This is a genomic window from Kitasatospora azatica KCTC 9699 (assembly GCF_000744785.1).
In the GTDB taxonomy this organism is placed as follows: Bacteria; Actinomycetota; Actinomycetes; order Streptomycetales; family Streptomycetaceae; genus Kitasatospora; species Kitasatospora azatica.
In genome coordinates, this window is sequence record NZ_JQMO01000002.1 from 966,622 (window position 1) to 986,937 (window position 20,316).

A 20,316-nucleotide genomic window follows, 5' to 3' on the forward strand; every position below is an offset into this window, starting at 1 on the left:
AGGAGTGGCCGATGGGCCTGATCGACGCGCATCTGGTGCCCGCCGTGGACGGCGTCGCCTACGGACTGCTGCTGTACGTGGTGGCAGCCGGCCTGACGCTGGCGTTCGGCACCGGTGACGTGCTCAATCTGGCCCACGGCACGCTCTACGCCGTCGGCGCGTACACCGCCGCCGCCCTGTCGGACGGCTCCTGGGGCGGGCTGCTGCTCGCCCTGGCCGTCGGCAGCGCGGCGGCGGGCGCGGGCGGCGGCCTGCTCGCCACCCTGACCGCGCCGCTGCGCCGACGCGGCCACCTCGCCCAGGCGCTGTTGACCGTCGGGGTGGCGCTGGTCGGCGGCGACCTGCTCAGCACGGCCGCCGGACCCGACGAACTGCCGATCGCCCTGCCGGCCGCCCTCGACGGCAGCGCCACCCTCGGCGGGCACCGCTACCCGGTCTACCGGCTGACCTTCATCCTGGTGGCGGCGGTACTGGCCGCGACCGGGCAGCTCCTCCTCCGGCACACCAGGGCCGGCGCGCTGCTGCGGGCCACGGTGGACGACCCGGGCATGGTCGCGGGCCTGGGCACCGATCCGCGGCTGGTGCACGCCGCCGTGCTGGCCGGTGCGGGAGCGCTCGCGGGACTCGCCGGTGTGCTCGGCGCGCCGATCATCGGCCCCGGCCCGCGCACTGCCGACACCGTGCTGCTGCTCTCGCTGATCGTGGTGGTGCTCGGCGGCCTGGGCTCGGTGCTCGGCGCGCTGGTGGCAGCGGTGGCGGTGGGCGAGCTGCAGACCCTGGGCGTCGACCTGGTACCGGACTTGGCTCCCTACCTGCTGTTCGCGGCGATGGCCGCCGCCCTGGTGCTGCGTCGCGGCGCCACGGCGGGCGGGCGCGGATGAGCAGGCTCCGACTGCTCGCGACGGCTGCGCTGTTGACCGCGCTGGCGCTGTTCGCCGTGCCGGCGGTGGTCGACGAGTCGATGCTCGGCCTGCTCGCCCCGATCCCCGCGCTCGGCCTGGTCGCGGTCGGCGTCACCGTCCTCACCGGCCGGGCCGGCCTGCCCACCCTCGGCCAGGCCGCCCCGTACGCCGTCGGCGCCTACACCGGCGCGCTGCTCGCCCGCGCGGGCGTGGACAGCGGACCGGTGCAGCTCGCCGCGGCCGCCCTGGCCGCCGCGCTGTTCGCCCTGCTGACCGGCCCGATCGTGGCCCGGGCCCGCGGCGTCACGGCGCTGATGATCACCCTGGCACTGGGCGAGCTGACCGCCACCGCCGCCGCCCGCTGGCGCTCGGTGACCGGCGGCACCGACGGCCTGCCCGGGATCCCGCCGGTCCGCGCGCTCTGGGGCCTCGCGCCGCTGACCGACGATCAGGCCGTCTACCGGTACGCGGTGGCCGTCGCCGCCTGCGCGGTCACCGCGACGGCGCTGGCGCTGCGCTCGCCGCTCGGACTGCTGCTGGCCGGCTGCCGCGACCACGAGGCGCGGATGCGGGCCAGCGGCCACCCGGTCACCCGGCTGTTCCTCGGCGCCTACGTCTGGGCTGCCGCGGTGGCCGGGGTGGGCGGGCACCTGCTGGTGACCACGCAGCGCTACGTCTCCCCCGCCGACGTCGGTTTCACCACCTCCTCGCTCTGCCTGCTCGCGGCCGTGCTCGGCGGCGTCGCCTCGCCGCTCGGCGCGCTGGTCGGCACCGCGCTGGTCCTGGTCACCCGGGACCAACTCGCCGCCCGCTGGCCCGGCCACGGCCCGCTGCTGCTCGGCGCGCTGTTCATCGCCGCCGTCTACCTGCTGCCGCGCGGCGTCACCGGCCTGCGACTGCCACGACTCCCCCACCGCTTCGCGCGCCGCTCAGGCCCAACACGGCCCAAGCCCACACCCCCGGAGGTCGGCCCGTGAACGCCCTGCTCTCCCTCAGCGAGCTGACCCGACGCTACGGCGCACTGGTCGCCGTCGACCGGCTCGACCTGACGGTCGCTCGCGGCGCCCGGCACGCCCTGATCGGGCCCAACGGCGCCGGCAAGACCACTCTGCTCGGCCTGATCGCGGGCACGGTCACCCCGTCACAGGGCCGGATCCTGCTCGACCGGCAGGACATCACCGGCACCGACCCGGCCCGCCGGTCCCGTCTCGGCATCGCCCGCACGTTCCAACAGCCCGCGGTGCTCGGCAGTTTGACTGCCCTGGACAACGTCTCGCTGGCCGCCTGGCGACACAGCGAACTGCGCGGACTCTGGCGCCCGCGCCGCTACCGGGAGCTGGGCCGGCGCAGCCACGAGCACCTCGAGCAGGTCGGCATCGGACACCTGGCCGCCCGGACCGCCGACCAACTCTCGCACGGGCAGAAGCGATTGGTGGAGATCGCGGCCGCCCTCGCCGCGCAGCCCCGACTGCTGCTGCTGGACGAGCCGGCCGCCGGTCTGGCCGAGGAGGACACCGACCGGCTGGTGACGGTGCTGCGGCAGGTGTCCACCGAGGTCGCGGTGCTGCTGGTCGAGCACGACCTCGCCTTCGTCAACGCGCTGGCCACCCGGGTCACCGTGCTGCACGAGGGCCGGTCCATCGCCGACGGCACGCCCGAACAGATCAGCGCCGACCCCGCCGTCCAGCAGGCCTACCTCGGCCCCCGAGCCGGGTGACGCCGATGCTGGAAGCGCACGCCCTGCGGTCCGGCTACCACGGCGGCACGGTGCTGCAGGGAGTCGACCTGACGGTCAGTCAAGGATCGGTGCACGCCGTGCTCGGGCACAACGGCGCCGGCAAGACCACCCTGCTGCACACGCTGGCCGGCCAACTCCCGGTCCGCTCCGGCCGGATCGCCCTGGACGGCACCGACCTCACCCGCCGACCGGCCCACCGCCGGGCCCGCGCCGGCATCGGCCTGGTCCCGCAGGGCCGCCGGGTCTTCGCCTCGCTGACCGTGGCCGAGCACCTCAAACTGGCCCACCGCCGACGGACCGCCGCCTGGACGCCCGCCCGGGTCCTGGCGCTGCTCCCCCGGCTCGCCGAACGGCTGCAGCAGCGCGCCGACCGCCTCTCCGGCGGCGAACAGCAGATGCTCGCCATCGCCCGCGCCCTGCTCACCGGCCCCCGGGTACTGCTGCTCGACGAACCCACCGAGGGGCTCGCCCCCACGATCGCGGCCGATGTCCTGGAGCTGGCAGCCCAGTTGGCCGCCGACGGGCTGGCGGTGCTACTGGCCGCACCACGCCCGGCGGAGGTGCTGGCCCTCGCCGACCAGGTCACCGTGCTGAGCGCGGGACGGGTCACCGTGGCACTGGACGGCGCAGCCGCGCGCACGGACCCGGGACGGGTGCTGGACGCGCTGAGCTGAGGAGGCTCCGCGTGCTCACAGCCGTCCCAGGTGGCGCAGCGCGGAGCGGGCCGCGCCGTGGCCGCACATGCCGTGGACGCCGGCTCCGGGCGGGGTGGCCGCGGAGCAGAGGAAGACGCCGGGGATCCCGGTGCGGTAGGGGTCGAGGGCTAGGCGGGGGCGGAGCACCAGCTGGCGGGCGGTGTTGGCACCGGTGAGGATGTCGCCCGCCACGTAGTTGGGGTTCCGGCCGGCCGACTCGGCGACCCCCGTCGCTCGGCACGCGCGGATCCGCTCGCGGGTGCCCTGGGCGAACCGTTCGAGCTGGTCGAGGACCGTCCCGGTGGCGTCGCCCGGCCAGCCGCTGGGGACGTGGGCGTAGGCCCAGACCGGGTGGCTGCTGCCGGCCGAGCGGCCCGGATCGGCGAGGTACTGCTGCCCGACCAGGACGAACGGACGCGTCGGCATCCGACCGGCCGCCACCTCCCGCTCGGCGTGGGCGATCTCCTCGATCGTCCCGCCGAGGTGCACGGTACCGGCCCGGCGGCAGGCCTCGTCCCGCCACGGGATGCCGCCCTCGACGGCTAGGTCCAGCTTGAACGCGGCGGGCCCGTACTGCCAGCGGCGGTAGGCGTGGGCTACCCGCGCCGGCAGCCGCGGCCCGCAGATGGACACCGCGTCGCGGGGTGCGACGTCCAGCAACACCACGTCCGCTGGCGCCAGTTCGGCGAGTGAGGAGACATCCACCCCCGTTTCGACAGCACCTCCGAGCTCGCGCAGTCGGGCGGCCAGCGCGTCGGTGATGCTCCGTGAGCCGCCCCGGGCGACCGGCCAGCCGTGCCGGTGGCCGGCGGCGACGAGCATCAGCCCGATCGCGGAACTGCCCAAGCTGCCGAGCGGGCGCAGCGCGTGGGCGGCGGTCCCGGCGAACAGGGCGCGGGCCGCCGGCGTTCGCCAGCACCGGGCGAGCCATCCGGCAGGCCACGGCGCCCGGGCCGCGAATCTGGTCAACTCCACAGCGTGGGAGGGCAGTCGCAGGGTCGGCCGGAACAGGTCCTCGACCAGGGCGTCGTAGCCCTCCACCAGCGGCGCGAAGACCCGTCGCCAGGCCGCGCCGTCCCTGCCGAGCTCCTGCGCGGTCCGGTCCAGCGAGCGGTACAGCACGGCGGCCGGACCGTCGGGCAACGGATGGGCGAGTTCGACCTGCGCCCAGCGCCACTCCAGGCCGTGGCGCTCGAGGCCTAGGGTGCGCAGGAACGGTGAGCTCACGGCCATCGGGTGGATGGCGGAGCAGTGGTCGTGCAGCAGCCCGGGCAGGGTGAGCTCACTGCTCCGGGTCCCGCCGCCGATGGTCTCCGCGCCTTCCAGCACGGTGACCGCGACCCCCTGCTGCGCCAGCGCGACCGCCGCGGCCAGCCCGTTGGGCCCGGACCCGACCACGATCGCCGCAGCGCCGGAGAACGCCTCGCCCATGCTGGTCTCCCGGCCTCGGAGGTCCACCGTCTGCGATCAGTTGCCAGCGTAGGGCCCGCCCCTGGTCAGTGCCATTCCCCGAGCCGCTCCCCGAGCCGCTCGGCGGCGGTCCGCCAGGCGTCGGTGACGGCCTGGTGGGCGGTGGCGGTGGCGGCCGCCACGTCGCCGGTGAGCCGGACCGGCGCGCCCACGTGGACGTGGCAGCCGGGGCGGCGCAGCGGGGCGGTGGCCAGACCGGCGAGTTGCTTGGCCGTACTGCCCGAGCTGAGCCGGCGGGCGCCGGCCTGCCCGAGCGGCACCACCGGGGCGCCGGTCTCCTGGGCCAGTCGGGACAGCCCGCTGCGGAAGGCGCCGGGGACCGCCTCCCCCGCATCGCGGCGGCGCGGCAGCCCGCCCTCGCCGTAGATCAGGACCAGCCGGCCGGCGGCCAGTGCGGCGGCCGCGCCGGTCAGCGCCTCGCTCGCCCGGCTGCTGCCGCGGTGGACGGCGATGTGCCCCTCGCGTTCGAGCGCACGGCGGAGCACCGGGACCCGCCAGAGCCCCGCCGTGGCCATGACCACCGGCCGCACACCGAGCCGGTGCAGGGCCGCCAGCACGATGACGGGGTCCACCAGCGAGGTGTGGTTGGCCGCGAGGATGCTCCCGGGGGCGAGGTCGGCGTGGGGGTCGGTACTGAGCGTCAGGCCCCCGAGGACGGGCAGGACGGTGCTGGCGATACGACTGAGCATGGTCGGTCCTTCGAACCCGGCGGCGGTGCGTTGCCCGCCATCCTCCTCCGCCGGTAGCCCGACCACCTGAGTACCCGTACTCAAGCCGGGGCAGGATGGCCCCCATGGACGACGACGTTGTGATCACCCGCGCCGACCAGATCAGGCTCTACCTCGACACCCTGCGCGCCCGGATGGAACCCGCCCAGTTCCGGGCCCTCGGCGAGCTCCTCAAGAGCTCCCTCCCGCTGCTCACCTCCACCCACGACTCGATCACCATCGACATCCCGGACGAGGACGAGCGTCATGTGACGCCCGAGGTGAAGGACGAGTTCCTCGCCGTTCTCGGCATCCTGTCCACCGGCAGCATGGACCACCACATCGTGGACCTCGGCAACGGCGCCAGCGCGATGGTGCACGCCGAGGCGGCCGCCGACCCGGGCAGGCTCCAGGAGCTGCGGACCTGGGCCGACGAGCGGCGCCGGCAACTGACCCGTAGCGAAGCCTCCCAGTCCTGACGTCCAAGCTGCCCCGACGTCGAAGCTGCCCCGACGTCGGGCCTGCCCTGACCTCGAACCCGCCCTGAACCCGAGCCCGCACGCCGCGTGCACCGGTGCCCTCCGCACCGCTGCACGCGGCGTCAATCTTCATGGGCCGTAGGGGAGATGAGTGGGCTTCGGGACCATCACAGTTATGTCATGACTCTTTCAATACCGACTTTTTACTGTCACGCTTCCTCTGGGCCCGCACCTCCTCACCCCCACCGCATCCCCACTGCAGAGGACCCGATGAGAAGCAGACTCCTTCCCTTCATGACCGCCGCCACCCTGCTGGCGGCCGCCGTGAGCACCGGGCTCGCCACCCCCGCGACTGCCCGGGCCGCCGACTGCACCCCGACCCAGGTGGTGGCCAACGGCGGCTTCGAGACCGGAAGTTCGCCCTGGACCGGGTCCACCGGGGTGATCGGCGGCGCAGCCGGCGAGAGCGCCCACTCGGGCAGTTCGTTCGCCCGGCTGGACGGGCACGGCTCGACGCACACGGACACCCTGTCGCAGACCGTCACCATCCCCACCGGCTGCAGCACGGCGAGCCTGACCTTCTGGCTGCACATCGACACCGCGGAGACCACCCGCTCGGTCGCCTACGACAAGCTGACGGCCAAGCTCGGTTCGACCACCCTGGCGACCTACTCCAACCTGGACGCCGCCACCGGCTATGTCCAACGGACCGTCGACGTATCGGCGTTCATCGGCCAGACGGTGGCGCTCTCGTTCAGCGGCAGCGAGGACAGCAGCCTGCAGACCAGCTTCGTCCTCGACGACGTCGCGCTCGCCACCTCGGGCGGCACCACGCCGCCACCGGACAGCGCCCGCACGCCCACCCCGAACGGTTACACCGTCAACCTGACCAGCGACGCCTCGGGCGCCAACTGGACCGGCCACGAGAGCGTCGGCTTCACCAACTCCTCGGCGACGCCGCTGAGCGAGGTGTACCTGCGGCTCTGGGACAACGCCCACGGCAGTTGCCCGAGCACCCCGATCACGGTGAGCAACCTGACCGGCGGCACCCCGGACGCGCTGTCGGTCGACTGCACCGCGCTGCGCATAGCCCTGCCCACCGCACTGACCCAGGGCCAGAGCGCCACCGTCGGCTTCGACCTGGGCATCAGCGTGCCCGACGGCGCCGACCGGTTCGGGCGCGACGGTGCGTACAGCTTCATCGGCAACGCCCTGCCGGTGCTGGCGATCCGGGACGCCGCCGGCTGGCACCTGGATCCGTACACCAACAACGGCGAGTCCTTCTACTCGCTGGTGTCCGACTTCACCGTCACCCTGGACCACCCCAGCAGCCTGCTGGTCCCCGCCACCGGCACCTCGGTGGACACCCCGGGAGCCGCCGGGCGGACCGTCACCACGGCCACCGCCGGCAAGGTCCGCGACTTCGCCTGGGCTGCCGGTCCGTTCAGCAGGATCTCCGGCACCTCCCCCGCCGGGGTCAAGGTCAACGTCTACTCGACCAGCGGAATCAGCTCCTCGAACGCCCAGTCCATGCTCAGCACCGCCAAGTCGGCGGTCGACGCCCACGCCCAGCGCTTCGGCGCCTACCCGTACGGTGAGGTGGACGCCGTGCTGGACAACAACTTCTGGTTCGGCGGCATGGAGTACCCAGGCTTCGTCCTCGACATCGTCAGCACCACCGCGCTCACCCACGAACTCGGCCACCAGTGGTTCTACGGCATCGTCGGCGACGACGAGTACAACGGCCCCTGGCTGGACGAGGCGTTCACCGACTACGCCACCGACCTCGCCCTCGGCAAGACCGGCTCGGGATGCTGGAACAGCGTCTCCTGGGCCTCCTCCGCCGAGAAGATCACCAACTCGATGGCGTACTGGGACGCGAACCCCGACCGCTACTCCACCGTCGTCTACGGCTACGGCAAGTGCGCGCTGCACGACCTGCAGCGACTGCTCGGCGACACCGCGATGAGTAAGCTGCTGCACGACTACGCCCAGTCCCACTGGTACGGCGTCTCGACCACAGCCGAGTTCAAGGCCGCAGCCCAGGCCGCCACCAGCACCGATCTCAGCTCCTTCTGGACCCAGCACCGGATCGACGGCTGATCCGAACACGCTGCGGAGGCGGCCCCGGCCGGACCGGCCGAGGCCGCCCCCACCCATGCCCCGCGCCCCACCCATGCCCCGCGCCCACCCACTCCGCCCCACCCTCACTCCACCGCCGCTCCGCCCGCCCATGGCCGCCTCCAGCGCACATCCGGTGCACACTGGAAGACCCAGCCGGGAGGAGCCATGCCCGCCACCACCGCCCCGCACCCGTCCGCCCCGCACCCGTCCGCTGCGCTCCGCCGCCTGCGCCACGCGCTGCTGCACTGGCGGACCGGCCGGCACCCGGCACCGGCGCGCCCGAGCCGCCAGGACCAGCTGCAGGCCCTGCTCCAGGTCCTGGACGAGGCGGTCGCGGCCCAGCCCCTGGCCGACCAGGTGGTCGCGGCCTGCGGGGAGCCGGGTCCGGTCCCGGGCTCGGTGGCCCAGGACGGCCGCCGGCAGCTCGCCACCTTCAACCGGCTGGCCGCCCGGCTGCACGGGCTCGTGGTCGACAACGACCTTCTGGAGCTGCACGATCGGGCCTCGCGACTGCTGGCGTACCACCTGTGGATGATCAACGAATCGCTCAAGTTCGCCTTCACCTGCCAGCGCGACAACGCCCGGATCGAGGCCGCCCGCCTGCGCATCAACGGCATCGGCGCTCCCGGCAACGCGTTGCGGCGGGTGCGTGACGAGGTCCGGCAACTGGCCCTCGGCCACCGCACCGCCGAGCAGGCCCGCTGGTAGCCGAACTCACTTCGAAAATCCCGATGATCTCCGTGTACGACCGCCGGAGAAAGCGCTGCCGCCCCCATTCCTAAATGCCGTCCTCCGTCAACCGCCCGGCGGCGTGTCCGGACCGTCGGGTCGGTTCCGTCACCAGGCAAAACAGGAACGACAGCGGTTCAACCCGGCGCGCGGACGGATGGATCCGGGGTACCGGAATTCCCTGACGACATCCCCCAGAGTTTCCGGACGAACATCCGGAAGGAAATTTCTCCGGCCTGCTAAACGGGGATATCCAGGTCGGCCGCTGCGGCCGATCTGAGGCGAACTCGGCTCGACGGAGCGGGATGTCACAGAGCGTCAGACCGGCCGGACAGCGGGATGAGGACCAGCCAGAAGCGGTCCTCCCAACCCCTCCACACCTCCTGCTCGACCCCGAAATCAGCGTCCTCAACAACCGTTGTAACAACACATGTTCGACGGTAGAGTCCCGGATCACCGAGCACGGAGGGGCGCTCGCAAGCATTATTTGGGGCGGGCATGTCAACAAACCTCGACACCAATGAGGTCACTTCCGACCTTCTTGACGCGTTCACTGAAATTGTTCTCAGGTATCCGGATCGCCCGGCGATTGTTCATCATGGACACGCCGTGAGTTATCGCCGACTGAACGAGTTGGCGAACACTCTGGCCGCACGGCTGGGGGCCAATCCCGGTGTGGTCGCCGTGCAGGCGAGCCATACGCCGGAAACGGTCGTCGGACTGCTCGGCGTACTCGCGGCCGGGGGCGTCTACTGCCCCCTCGATCCGGCATTACCGCTACACCGCCGACAGGCGATGGTGGCAGCGGTCGACTGTCGCACCCTGGTCGCCGCCGAGCCCGGCCAGGCCTCCCGACTCGGCCTGGAGCAGGTGGAGTTACCGGCAGCACACCCGCTGCCGACAGCACACCCGTTACCGACGGCACACCAGTTACCGGCCGCCGACGCCGCCCGGGACCGGGGCGACCGGGACCGGGTCGACCCCGAGCATCCGGCCTACACGCTCTTCACCTCGGGCTCCACCGGCCAGCCGAAACCCGTGGTCACTCCCCGCCGGGCGATCTCCGCCGTCGTGCACTCGCTGCGCTCGCTCTTCGACCTGACGCCCGAGGACCGGACCCTGCAGTTCGCCTCGCTGAACTGGGACACCTGCTTCGAGGAGATCCTGCCGACGCTCACCACGGGAGCCACGCTGGTCTTCGACGCCGAGGCGCATTCGGGGTCGTTCCCCCGGTTCCTGCGGATGGTCGAGCGCGAGCGGATCACCGTCCTCGACCTGCCCACCGCGTTCTGGCACGAGCTGGTGCTGCACCTCGCCGAGGACCAACTGCCGTTGCCCGCCTGCCTCCGGCTGCTGGTGATCGGCGGCGAGGCGGCGAGCCCGGCCCGCCTGGCCGACTGGAGCAGCCTGGACACCGGGCGGATCCGGCTGGTCAACACCTACGGCTGCACCGAGACCACGCTGATCACCCACGCCGTCGACCTGCACGGTCCCCAAGCCCCCGCCCCCGGCTGGGAGTGGGACGGCAGTACCCGGGCGCCGATCGGCCGGGCCCTGCCGCACGTCGTGCAACGGATCAGCGAGCAGGGCGAGCTGCTGATCGGCGGGCCGTCCGTCGCCCTGGGCTACCTGGGGTTGCCGGAGGCCACCGAGGCCAGGTTCACCCTGGTCGACGGCGAGCGCTGCTTCCGTACCGGCGACCGGGTGAGCAGCGCGCCGGACGGCGTCCTGACCCACCAGGGCCGACTGGACCACGAGATCAAGGTGCGCGGCATCCGGGTGGACCCCGCCGAGGTGGAGGCCCACATCGCCGGCCACCCCGGGGTGACCGCAGTGGCGGTGGCCGGAACCACCATCGCCGGCCGGTCCGTCCTGGTCGCCTACGTGGTGCCGAGGAACTGCGCGACGGTCGGGACATTGGACACCGAGCTCCTGTCCTACCTGCGCGAGCGCGTGCCCGGTCATCTCGTGCCCAGCCGGATCACGGTCGTCCCCGAGCTCGTGCTCACCGCGAGCGGCAAGGTCGACCGGGCGGGCTCGCACCAGCGACACGCGGCCCGACCGAAGGGCACGGCTGGGCAGGCCGCAGCTCAGCGGGCCACACCTGAGCAGATCGAATCCGGACAGGTAAAAGGAGATCTTCGATGAGCGTTGACACCACCAGCTCCGCCTCCGACGTCCAGGGCGGTGCCGACGTCGGGGGCGTGGTGGCGATCTTCCGTCGGGTGCTGGAGAACGCCGACATCGCCCCGGACTCCGACTTCTTCCTGCTCGGCGGCGACTCGCTGATCGCCACTCGGGTGCTCAGCGCGATCGCCCGCGGTTACCAGGTGGAGCTCTCCTTCGAGGACTTCCTGCTCGCGCCCACCCCCGAGGGGCTCGCCGAGAAGATCGCGGCTGCCCGATGAGCAGCCACCCCACCTCAGCCGTGGTGGTCGGGGCCGGGTTGGCCGGTCTCACCGCCGCGACCGCGCTGGCGGCCCGCGGGGTCGAGGTCACGGTGCTGGAGGCGCGCGAGCGGGTCGGCGGCCGCACCCACGGCCGGCAGGTCGCACCCACCGGCTGGGTCGACGCCGGCGCCGCCTACCTGGGCGATCGACACACCGAACTGCTCGCCCTGATGGCGGAGTTGGACCTCAAGACCACCCCGACCACGATGCTCGGCGCCAGCCGCTTCGCGCTCGGCACCGCCGACTCCGCCCGGGCGGACGCCACCCGAAACGGGCGGTTCCCGCCGCTCAACGCGGTGGCACTCGGCGACCTGTTCGAGCTGCTGGACGAACTCACCGCCGCCGTGCGGCCCGAGGCGCCCTGGCTCACCCCGGACGCCGAGCGGCTGGACGCCCTGACCGCCGCCGAATGGGCCGAGCAGCAGCTGACCCATCCGGACGCCCGACTGTTCTTCCCGCTCTTCCTGGGCGAGATGATGGCCGCCGACCCGGCCGCCGTGTCCGTCCTGCACATGGCCTGCTACCTGCGCTCGGGCGGCGGCATCCGCTACCTGAACGCCTTCGAGGGCGGCGCCCAGCAGGACCGGATCGCCGGCGGCGCCCACCAGGTGTGCGAGCGGCTGGCCGAGCGGCTGACGCAGCGGCTCGGTGCGCGGGTGCTGCTCGGCGAGACCGTCCGAGCCGTCCACCAGGACGGCGGCTCGGTCACCGTCCACTCTGCGGGCGGCGAGTACCGGGCCCAGGTCGCGGTGATGGCGTTGCCGCCGCTGCTGGCCAACGCCGTCGACTACCGGCCGGGGCTGCCGGTACCCCGGGCGAGCGGGGCGACCGCCCGCGGCTGCGCGGTCAAGGTCCACCTGGTCTACCCCGCGCCGATCTGGCGCGAGCACGGGCTGTCGGGCTGGTCGGTCAACGCAGAGGGCCCGCTGCTCTCCACCGTGGACGACTCACCCGCCGAGGCCGAAGTCGGCGTGCTGACCGGCTTCGTCACCGGCGCCGAGGCGCACCGCTTCGCCGCGCTCGACCCGCAGCGGCAACGCGACTCGGCGGTCGAACAGGCCGCCCGGCTGTTCCCGATGCTCCCCGAACCGATCGGCTTCCACGTCACGGACTGGGTCAACGAGCAGTACAGCCAAGGCTGTTACGCCGCCCTGTTCGGGCCGGGCGACTGGCTCCGGCACGGCCCGACCCTCACCACGCCGCACCAGCGGGTGTACTGGGCCGGCACCGAGACCAGCACCGAGTACTTCGGGCTCATGGAGGGCGCCATCCGCTCCGGCCACCGTGTGGTCGAGCAGATCCTCGACCGGCACTGACCTCGACCAGCACCGACTCTCAGCCGGTACCGACCCCAACCGGCTCCAACCCTCAACCGCCACCAACTCTCGGCCGGTACCGACCCCAACCGGCTCCAACCCTGAGCCGGCACCGGCCCTCAACCAGCCCGGTGCCGACTCCGAACCCACTGGTTCCTCTTCAATTCAGTTCAGCTGGCACCGGTTTCACGAGAACCGGTGCCAGGCAATCCGCCAGGGAGACCGCCATGAGCGACCAGAGTTCCATCGCCCCACTCGCCGCCAGGCAGCAGCTGATGACCGAGCCCACTCTCGGCGCCGGCAACTTCCTGGACCACGCCATCGCGGTCAACCCGAACCGCGCGGTCCCGTTCGCGTACAGCCACCACCTCGACCACCGCGGTGCCGTGGTGCTGCGCGGCCACAGCCTGCTCGACCTGGCCGACCTGCGCGACCGCTACGCCAAGTGGTACTGGGCGAACGGCGTGCGCCCCGGCGACCCGGTCGGCATCGTGGTCGGCGAGGGCCTGGAACCGCTGCTGCACTTCCTCGCGCTCACCGCGCTGGGCGCCGTCCCCGCCCTGATCAACGACGCCATGCGGCACGACGTCATGGTCCGGTACCTCAACCACGTGGGCGTGGTCGGCGTGGTCGCGGACGACCCCACCCGGCTCGCCTCCGCCTACCGCGAGGACCCGCAGCGCCGCCCGCGCTTCATCGCCATGGCAGCCGAGATCCAGGCCTTCGACGCCGAGTCGGCCCAACTGCCCGAGGCCTACCCGCACCGGCACGCCGCGGACGAGGTGGTCGCACTGATCCACTCCTCGGGCACCACCGGCACGCCGAAGTCCACCATGCTGGCGCACCGTCAGTTCTGGGACGGCAAGCAGCCGCGGATGGTGCGCTTCCCCGCCGAGCCGTACGACCGGCTGATGTCGCTGATGCCGCACACCCATGCGGGCGGCCTGAGTTACTTCCTCACCGCCGCCCTGCTCGGCCTGCCGACCGTGGTGATGTCCGACTGGCGGCGCGCGGTCGTCGAGCCGGTGATGGAGGCCTTCCAGCCCACCATGATCGCCTCCTTCCCGCGCACCTTCGTCGAGTTGGCCACCGGCGAACTCCCGGTCCAGGGCGCGGCGAAGGTGCACTCCTGGTTCAACACCGGCGACAGCGCGCACTACGGGCACATCCGGCGGCTGGTGCAGCTCGGCGAGCGGCCGGCCGGGCTGATCAAGCCCTGGCTGCTGCCCAGCGAAGCGGCCGAGCAACCGGCCCTGCCCGGTTCGCAGTTCATCGACGGCCTGGGTTCGTCCGAGATGGGCATGGCACTGTTCGGCCAGGTGACCACGCCGGAGAGCACCCGCAACGACCGCTGTGTCGGCAAGCCGCTCGAAGTGGTGCTCAAGGCGGCGGTACTGGACGAGAGCGGCGAGGAACTCCCGGACGGCACGGTCGGGTTGCTCGGTGTGGTCACCCCGTCCCGGACGCCCGGCTACTGGAACGACCCCAAGCTGACCGGCAGCTTCGAGCTGGCCGGCTACTGGCTGACCGGTGACGTGGCCCGCCGCGACGCCGAGGGCTCCTTCTACCACCTGGACCGCACGGTGGACGTGATCGACACCGTGAGCGGCCCGGTCTACAGCCTGCCGATCGAGGAGGTGCTGCTGGCGGACTGCGCCGACCTGGTGCAGGACTGCTCGGTGGTCGGCGTGCCCGGGCCGGCCGGCGAGGGCCAACGGCCGATCGCCGTGGTCCGATTGCAGGCCGAGGCCGGGGACAGCAGTGCCGAGGAGATCCAGCAGGCCGCCAACAAGGCACTGGCCGAGGCGGGCCTGGCCGCGCTCGCCGCGGTGAGCATCGCCCGGACGCCGCAGGACTTCCCGCTCGGGCCCACCGGCAAGGTGCTCAAGCGCGAGCTGCGGACCCGCTTCGCCACCCTCTTCACGGGCCAGTAGCACCTGATGGACCCTCAGGTGATCCGGCAGCCGTACCAGTACGCACGGACCCCTCTGGCCGAGCCGGACTGGCGTCGGCTGCCGGGCTGGCGCGACGTCACCGCGGCCCAGTGGCGGGACGCCCAGTGGCAGCGGACGCACTGCGTCAAGAACCCACGGCAGCTGCGGGCCGTCGTCGGCGAGCTGCTCAGCGACCACTTCTACCGGGACCTCGCCGCCGACCAGGCCGGGTTCGCCACCATGTCGATGCTGCTGCCGCCGCAGATGCTGAACACCATGGCGCCGCACGCCCGGACCGATCCGCACTCGTTCACCGAGGCCTTCTTCGCCGACCCGGTCCGCCGCTACATGCTGCCGGTGCGCAGCGACCGGCATCCGCACTGGCCGAGCCACCCGAAGGCCGAGCGCGACTCCCTGCACGAGGCCCAGATGTGGGTGGTGGAGGGCCTCACCCACCGCTATCCCACGAAGGTGCTGGCCGAGTTGGTCGCCACCTGCCCGCAGTACTGCGGCCACTGCACCCGGATGGACCTGGTCGGCAACTCCACCCCCCAGGTCACCAAGGCCAAGCTGGTACTGCGCCCCGCCGAGCGGCGGGAGCAGATGCTCGACTACCTCAAGCGGACCCCGAGCGTGCGCGATGTGGTGGTCTCCGGCGGCGATCTCGCCAACGTGCCCTGGCCGCAACTGGAGTCGTTCCTGCTGCGATTGCTGGAGCTGAGCTCGGTGCGCGACATCCGGCTCGCCAGCAAGGCGGTGGTCGGCCTACCGCAGCACTGGCTGCAGCCGCAGGTGGTCGAGGGGCTGGCCCGGGTGGCGGCGGTCGCGGCCCGGCGGTCGGTCAACCTCGCCGTGCACACGCACGCCAACCACGTCCAGTCGGTGACGCCGTTGGTCGCCGAGGCGGCCCGGGCGCTGCTGGACGCGGGGGTCCGCGACGTCCGCAACCAGGGCGTGCTGATGCGCGGCGTCAACGCCACCCCCGACGACCTGCTGGACCTCTGCTTCGCCCTGCAGGACGAGGCGAACATCCTGCCCTACTACTTCTACCTGTGCGACATGATCCCCAACGCCGAGCACTGGCGGACCTCGGTGCACGAGGCCCAACGGCTGCAGGACGCGATCATGGGCTACCTGCCCGGCTACGCCACGCCGCGGATCGTCTGCGACGTGCCGAACGTCGGCAAACGCTGGGTGCACCAGGCGGTGGCCTACGACCGCGAACGCGGCCTGTCCTACTGGACGAAGAACTACCGCACCGAACTCGAGGTCCGTGAGGCCACTGACGCCGACCTCGACGCCGTGCTGGACCGGCGCCACCCGTACTACGACCCGGTGGACACCCTCCCGGAGCCCGGCCGCCGCTGGTGGTCCGAGCAGTCGACCGCATCTCTTCGAGGAATGCCATGACCAAACCCCCTCTGCGCCGCATGTGTTGGATCTTTCCGGACCGGGAGTCGACCCGGGCGACCGCGTTCTGGCAGGACTTCTTCTGGGACCTCTACGCGGAGGTGGCCGAGGACCTGGGAATGAGCTGGACCAGGCACGCGCCGGACGCGGTGACCGTGGACGCCACCGTTCCCGGGAACCTGCGGGTCTACGTGGACGACGAGTTGGTCACCCCGCAGGACACGCTGTTCATCACCGCGCTGTACTCGCTGCCGTACCAGTCGATGGACATCTTCAACCAGTACGCGCTGTACGCGGTGCTCGAACAGGCCGGGTTCTACCTGCCGTTCCCGCCGCAGGTGTCGATGATCGGCAACGACAAGATGGCCACCCTGCTCTACTTCGACGACTCCCCGGTGCCCACGATCCCGTCGCTGCGGATCGGCACCGGCCGGGACATCAGCAGGCACGTCTACGAGGTGGCGCTGCAGAACCTGACCTACCCGGCGATCGTCAAGCCGGCCGGGTGGTGCGGTGGCGGCGGGATCAACCTGGCCCGCAGCTCCGAGGACATCCGGGGCCTGGCCAGCCTGGCGCAGGGCGGCGACACCACGCTGGTGGTCCAGCCCTACCTGGGCGACGGCACGGTCGACTACCGGGTGTACGTCATCGACGGCAAGCCCTACGCCGTGATCAAGCGGGTCCCGGAAACCGGCTCGCTGGTGGCCAACGCCAGCCGGGGCGCCACCATGGAGTTCCCCTCGATCCCGGACGAACTGGCCAAGGCCACCGCCTACTTCGCCGAGCGGCTGCCGATCCCGTTCTTCTGCGTCGACTTCCTCTTCGACGGGGAACGGTTCTGGTTCTCCGAACTGGAGCCGGACGGGGTGATCCTGCCGGACTTCGCCGATCCGCACCGCTCCATCCAACGGGACATCACCCGCGCGCGCTTCACCGCCTACCGGGATGCGCACGCGCGGTTCGTCGCAACGGCGGTGTCGCCGTGACGGATTTCTCGCTGCCCCCGGACGCGGTCGAGCCGCAGCTGCACGTCGTCCGACGCTCGCTCGAACTGCTGCGGACCGTACCCGAGTTGGCGCCGCGCTACCAGGGCCACGGTGAGCCGGCCTCGCTCGCGGAGCTCGCCGCGCTGCCGGCACTGGTGAAGGACGACCTCAATGTCGCCCTGGCCCGCCTGGAGCCCAAGGCCGAGCACGGCGCCACCTGGCTCTTCCAGAGCGGCGGCAGCACCGGCGCGCCCAAGGTCGGCTACGCGCCCACCGGCTTCTACATGGCCGGTGTCCACGCGCACTGGCAGCCGCTGGACCGCGCGGACGTCTTCGTCAACGCCTGGGGTGCGGGCCGGATGTGGGGCGCGCACTTCCTGGTCGCCGCGCTGGCCGATCTGGCGCAGTGCCAGGTCATCGCGCTCGGCTCGGTCACCAAGGACGAGTACGACGACTGGCTCGGCTTCTTCGCCGCCCGCGAGGTGACCGCGATCGGCGGGACTCCGAGCGTGCTGCGGCTCTGGTTCGCGCACGCGCGGGCCGCCGGGCTGAAGCTGCCCGCGCTGCGCAAGGTGCTCTGGCTGGGCGAGGCCTGGCAGCCGCAGCTGGCCGAGGACATGGCCGAGGTCGCGCCGCAGGCGCGCCGCTGGGGCATGTTCGGCAGCACCGAGACCTGGGTGGTCGGCACCAACACCCCCGACTGCCCGGCCGACACCTTCCACACCCTGCCCGAGCAGCTGGTGCACGTCGGGCCCGACCAGCTGCTGGACTTCACCACCCTCAATCCCGAGATGCTGAACCCGGTACTGCGCTACCAGACCGGCGACGCGGGCGAGTTGGTGGCCTGCCCGTGCGGCCGACCGGGCCGGGCGATGCGGGTGCTGGGCCGTCGGGACAGTGTGGTGCAGGTGCGCGGTCTGGGCCTGCACGTGGACGACATCATCGCGCGGCTGGAGCGGGAGCCGGGCGTCTCCCGGGCCCAGATCCTGATCACCGAGCAGCGCGGCCGGGTCTGCGGCGTGGACATCCTGCTGCTGACCGACCAGGACGCCGCGGTGGACGTGGAGCGGCTGCGCAAGGACCTGATGTCCTCGACCTTCACGCTCAGCACCGCCTTCCAGCACGATCCGGAATCGGTCCGGGTGTGCGGCGTCGACGCGCTGGTCAGCAATGACCGGACCGGCAAGACCGCGAACTTCGTGGTCCGGGAGGAATCGTGAGGCTGCGACTGCCGGAGAGCCTGGGCCGCGGGTTCAACCTGTTCTGGGGCGGCCAGCTGGTCAGCACGGTCGGCGACCGGGTCACGATCTTCGTGGTGCCGACCCTGATGATCTTCAAGCTGCACGCCTCCGCCCTGCAGGTGGGCGTCGTGGCGATGGCCCAGTACCTGGGCATCCCGCTGCTCGGGCCGGTCGCCGGCGTGCTGGTCGACCGGTGGGACAAGCGCTGGACGATGCTGAGCTGCGACCTGGTCCGGCTGGCGGCGGTGACGGTCATCCCGGTGGCGTACTGGCAGGGATTCCTCTCCACACCACTGCTCTTCGGCTGCGTGGCGGTGGTCAGCGGCGCGACGATCTTCTTCAACGTCGGCTACCTGGTCGCGGTCCCCGCCGTGGTGGAGAAGCCGCACCTGATCCGCGCCTACTCGCGGCTGGAGGGCAGCAACTCGGTCGCCGAGGTGGCCGGGCCCTCCATCGCGGCCGGCCTGTACAACGCGTTCGGTGTGGCCGCGCTGCTGGTGGACGCGGCGAGCTACCTGGTCTCGGCGGCCTGCTTCCGCTTCATGCGGCCCTGGGGCGAGAAGACGGTCGCTCAGGGCTCGGTCTGGGAGCGACTGACCCTGGGCTTCCGGCTGAACTGGGACGACCCGGTGCTGCGGCGGGTGGTGCTGGCCGCGGTGACGCTCAACTCCGGCGGCCCGATCTTCGTCACCGTGCTACCGGTGCTCGCCTACCGGGGACTCGGCGTGTCGGTCGCCACCTACGGCGCGGCGATGTCGGTCGCGGCGGCGGGTGCCCTGCTCGGCGCCGTGGTCGCCCCGAAGATCAGTGAACGCCTGGGTCTGGGACGGACCTTCGCCTGGGCGCTGCTGCTGCACTGCCTGGTCGGGCTCGGCGTGCTGGCCGCGCCCGCCCTGCCGGCCGGGCCGGTGATCGCGGTGACCATGGGCTGCTACGGCTTCTTCATGTCCTGCATCAACGTGTGCAGCGCACCCACCCGGCAGTTGCGGATGTCCGCCGAGAACCAGGGCGTGATGCACGCGGCCTACCGGTCCGTCACCTGGGGCGTGATCCCGCTGGCGGCCCTGGTCGGTGGCGTCGCCGTGGCGCTGCTGACCGGGCCGCTGGGCATCCGGGACGCGGCACGAGTGGCGATGGCCGGCGGCACCCTGCTGGCGGCGTTCTCCTTCGTGTCCGCGGTCCGGATCCAGCCGCTGCTGGACGCCGCCGACCGGCAGAAGGAACAAGTGGCGGGAACCGAACCCGAATTGGCGGACACCACATCATGACGACCGATCAGAAGACGGTGCTGATCACCGGGACCTCCTCGGGTATCGGCCTGGCCACCGCCGTCCGGGCCGCCCAGGCCGGCTTCACCACGCTGGCCACCATGCGCGATCCCGCCCGGGCCGAGGCACTGCTGGCCGCCGCACGGCTCGCCGGCGTCACCGTGGACGTGCGCCAACTCGACGTGACCGACGCCGACTCGGTCGCCGCCTGCATCGAGGGCGTGGCGCGCGACCACGGGCGGCTGGACGCCCTGGTCAACAACGCCGGCATCTCCAACTTCGACCCCACCATGGAGATGTCGACCATGGCGGCGCTGCGGACCAACCTGGAGGTGAACTTCTTCGGCGTCGTTGCGGTGAGCCGACTCGCGATGCCACTGCTTCGGGCCGCCCGAGGACGCCTGATCACCATCGGCAGCGTGCACGGCATCATCGGCCAGCCGTTCAACGAGGCCTACTGCGCGGCCAAGTTCGCCGTCGAGGGCTTCATGGAGAGCCTGGCCCCGGTCGCAGCGGCGCACGGGGTGCGGGTGTCCGTGGTGGTGCCGGGCTTCGTGCCCGACACCGAGTTCGGACGCTTCCCGGACATCAACCGCAAGACCATCCAGGCCGACTCCGGCCCGTACGCGGGCACCTTCGCCGACTACATCGACTGGATTAGCACCCAGGGGTGGGAGGGCGCGGGACAGCCCTCGGCGGAGGTCGCCGAGGTCGTGGTGCGGACCCTGTGCGCCGACCGCCCGCCGTTCCGGGTGCCCTCCGGCCCGTGGGCCGCCGAGTACCTGGACCAGAAACTCGCCGACCGGGACGGCGCGGGCGTTCAGACGCTCGCCCGGACCTGGATCGGCTTCGACGACTAGGAGCAGC

At 72.2% G+C, this 20,316-nt stretch carries 16 protein-coding genes and 1 pseudogene; 15 read left to right on the forward strand and 2 right to left on the reverse strand.

Annotation, left to right across the window (positions count from 1 at the left end):
* The first annotated feature begins 11 nt into the window (after positions 1-11).
* The 3 genes and pseudogenes from BR98_RS37470 (at position 12) to BR98_RS04570 (ending at position 3,314) form a co-directional block, all read left to right on the forward strand.
* A pseudogene (locus BR98_RS37470) lies at positions 12-1,879 on the forward strand (branched-chain amino acid ABC transporter permease).
* A complete protein-coding gene (locus tag BR98_RS04565; protein ID WP_035840342.1) occupies positions 1,876-2,619 on the forward strand; it encodes an ABC transporter ATP-binding protein in 744 nt (247 codons plus the stop codon). Before BR98_RS37470 ends, BR98_RS04565 begins: the two are co-directional and overlap by 4 nt.
* A gap of 5 nt (positions 2,620-2,624) precedes the next feature.
* Positions 2,625-3,314, forward strand: coding sequence for an ABC transporter ATP-binding protein (locus BR98_RS04570; RefSeq protein WP_035840344.1), 690 nt, complete (start codon positions 2,625-2,627; stop codon positions 3,312-3,314).
* Between the two features lie 15 nt (positions 3,315-3,329).
* On the opposite strand, the gene BR98_RS04575 is transcribed toward BR98_RS04570, so the two are convergent.
* On the reverse strand, positions 3,330-4,766 hold the full coding sequence (locus tag BR98_RS04575; RefSeq protein ID WP_035840346.1) for a phytoene desaturase family protein: 1,437 nt from the start codon (positions 4,764-4,766) through the stop codon (positions 3,330-3,332).
* Between the two features lie 65 nt (positions 4,767-4,831).
* Positions 4,832-5,494 (reverse strand): lysophospholipid acyltransferase family protein, encoded by a 663-nt coding sequence (locus BR98_RS04580; RefSeq protein ID WP_035840348.1) that lies wholly within the window; start codon positions 5,492-5,494, stop codon positions 4,832-4,834.
* A gap of 104 nt (positions 5,495-5,598) precedes the next feature.
* On the opposite strand from BR98_RS04580, the gene BR98_RS04585 reads away from it, so the two are divergent.
* The 12 genes from BR98_RS04585 (at position 5,599) to BR98_RS04640 (ending at position 20,309) form a co-directional block, all read left to right on the forward strand.
* Positions 5,599-5,991, forward strand: a complete 393-nt coding sequence (locus tag BR98_RS04585; RefSeq protein ID WP_035840351.1) for a hypothetical protein — start codon at positions 5,599-5,601, stop codon at positions 5,989-5,991.
* A 294-nt stretch (positions 5,992-6,285) separates the two neighbouring features.
* Entirely contained in the window at positions 6,286-8,094 is a 1,809-nt protein-coding gene (locus BR98_RS04590) for a M1 family aminopeptidase (RefSeq protein ID WP_232247238.1), read from the forward strand.
* Positions 8,095-8,280: 186 nt separating this feature from the next.
* The gene (locus BR98_RS04595; RefSeq protein WP_157537396.1) at positions 8,281-8,823 is read left to right on the forward strand and encodes a hypothetical protein; all 543 of its coding nucleotides are present in this window, start codon (positions 8,281-8,283) and stop codon (positions 8,821-8,823) included.
* A gap of 519 nt (positions 8,824-9,342) precedes the next feature.
* Positions 9,343-10,992 (forward strand): amino acid adenylation domain-containing protein, encoded by a 1,650-nt coding sequence (locus BR98_RS04600; protein WP_083975974.1) that lies wholly within the window; start codon positions 9,343-9,345, stop codon positions 10,990-10,992.
* The gene (locus BR98_RS04605) at positions 10,989-11,252 is read left to right on the forward strand and encodes an acyl carrier protein (protein ID WP_051969301.1); all 264 of its coding nucleotides are present in this window, start codon (positions 10,989-10,991) and stop codon (positions 11,250-11,252) included. The genes BR98_RS04600 and BR98_RS04605 overlap by 4 nt, the downstream gene beginning before the upstream one ends.
* Entirely contained in the window at positions 11,249-12,610 is a 1,362-nt protein-coding gene (locus tag BR98_RS04610; RefSeq protein WP_035840357.1) for a flavin monoamine oxidase family protein, read from the forward strand. Before BR98_RS04605 ends, BR98_RS04610 begins: the two co-directional genes overlap by 4 nt.
* A 227-nt stretch (positions 12,611-12,837) precedes the next feature.
* Positions 12,838-14,544, forward strand: a complete 1,707-nt coding sequence (locus BR98_RS04615) for a class I adenylate-forming enzyme family protein (RefSeq protein ID WP_035840360.1) — start codon at positions 12,838-12,840, stop codon at positions 14,542-14,544.
* 6 nt (positions 14,545-14,550) lie between these two features.
* Positions 14,551-15,954 carry a KamA family radical SAM protein gene (locus BR98_RS04620; protein WP_035840363.1) on the forward strand — a complete coding sequence of 468 codons (1,404 nt, stop codon included), beginning with the start codon at positions 14,551-14,553 and terminating at the stop codon, positions 15,952-15,954.
* On the forward strand, positions 15,951-16,940 hold the full coding sequence (locus BR98_RS04625) for an ATP-grasp domain-containing protein (protein ID WP_083975975.1): 990 nt from the start codon (positions 15,951-15,953) through the stop codon (positions 16,938-16,940). Before BR98_RS04620 ends, BR98_RS04625 begins: the two co-directional genes overlap by 4 nt.
* A complete protein-coding gene (locus BR98_RS04630) occupies positions 16,937-18,160 on the forward strand; it encodes an AMP-binding protein (RefSeq protein ID WP_035840367.1) in 1,224 nt (407 codons plus the stop codon). The genes BR98_RS04625 and BR98_RS04630 overlap by 4 nt, the downstream gene beginning before the upstream one ends.
* The gene (locus BR98_RS04635; RefSeq protein ID WP_035840370.1) at positions 18,157-19,449 is read left to right on the forward strand and encodes an MFS transporter; all 1,293 of its coding nucleotides are present in this window, start codon (positions 18,157-18,159) and stop codon (positions 19,447-19,449) included. Before BR98_RS04630 ends, BR98_RS04635 begins: the two co-directional genes overlap by 4 nt.
* Positions 19,446-20,309, forward strand: a complete 864-nt coding sequence (locus tag BR98_RS04640; RefSeq protein WP_035840373.1) for an SDR family NAD(P)-dependent oxidoreductase — start codon at positions 19,446-19,448, stop codon at positions 20,307-20,309. Before BR98_RS04635 ends, BR98_RS04640 begins: the two co-directional genes overlap by 4 nt.
* The last annotated feature ends 7 nt before the right edge of the window (positions 20,310-20,316 follow it).

Bases quoted from the DNA above. Each gene is read 5' to 3' on its own strand.
- BR98_RS04570 (WP_035840344.1), top strand. From the start codon at position 2,625: ATGCTGGAAGCGCACGCCCTGCGGTCCGGCTACCACGGCGGCACGGTG.
- BR98_RS04575 (WP_035840346.1), bottom strand. From the start codon at position 4,766: ATGGGCGAGGCGTTCTCCGGCGCTGCGGCGATCGTGGTCGGGTCCGGG.
- BR98_RS04580 (WP_035840348.1), bottom strand. From the start codon at position 5,494: ATGCTCAGTCGTATCGCCAGCACCGTCCTGCCCGTCCTCGGGGGCCTG.
- BR98_RS04585 (WP_035840351.1), top strand. From the start codon at position 5,599: ATGGACGACGACGTTGTGATCACCCGCGCCGACCAGATCAGGCTCTAC.
- BR98_RS04590 (WP_232247238.1), top strand. From the start codon at position 6,286: ATGACCGCCGCCACCCTGCTGGCGGCCGCCGTGAGCACCGGGCTCGCC.
- BR98_RS04595 (WP_157537396.1), top strand. From the start codon at position 8,281: ATGCCCGCCACCACCGCCCCGCACCCGTCCGCCCCGCACCCGTCCGCT.
- BR98_RS04600 (WP_083975974.1), top strand. From the start codon at position 9,343: ATGTCAACAAACCTCGACACCAATGAGGTCACTTCCGACCTTCTTGAC.
- BR98_RS04605 (WP_051969301.1), top strand. From the start codon at position 10,989: ATGAGCGTTGACACCACCAGCTCCGCCTCCGACGTCCAGGGCGGTGCC.
- BR98_RS04610 (WP_035840357.1), top strand. From the start codon at position 11,249: ATGAGCAGCCACCCCACCTCAGCCGTGGTGGTCGGGGCCGGGTTGGCC.
- BR98_RS04615 (WP_035840360.1), top strand. From the start codon at position 12,838: ATGAGCGACCAGAGTTCCATCGCCCCACTCGCCGCCAGGCAGCAGCTG.
- BR98_RS04620 (WP_035840363.1), top strand. From the start codon at position 14,551: ATGGACCCTCAGGTGATCCGGCAGCCGTACCAGTACGCACGGACCCCT.
- BR98_RS04625 (WP_083975975.1), top strand. From the start codon at position 15,951: ATGACCAAACCCCCTCTGCGCCGCATGTGTTGGATCTTTCCGGACCGG.
- BR98_RS04640 (WP_035840373.1), top strand. From the start codon at position 19,446: ATGACGACCGATCAGAAGACGGTGCTGATCACCGGGACCTCCTCGGGT.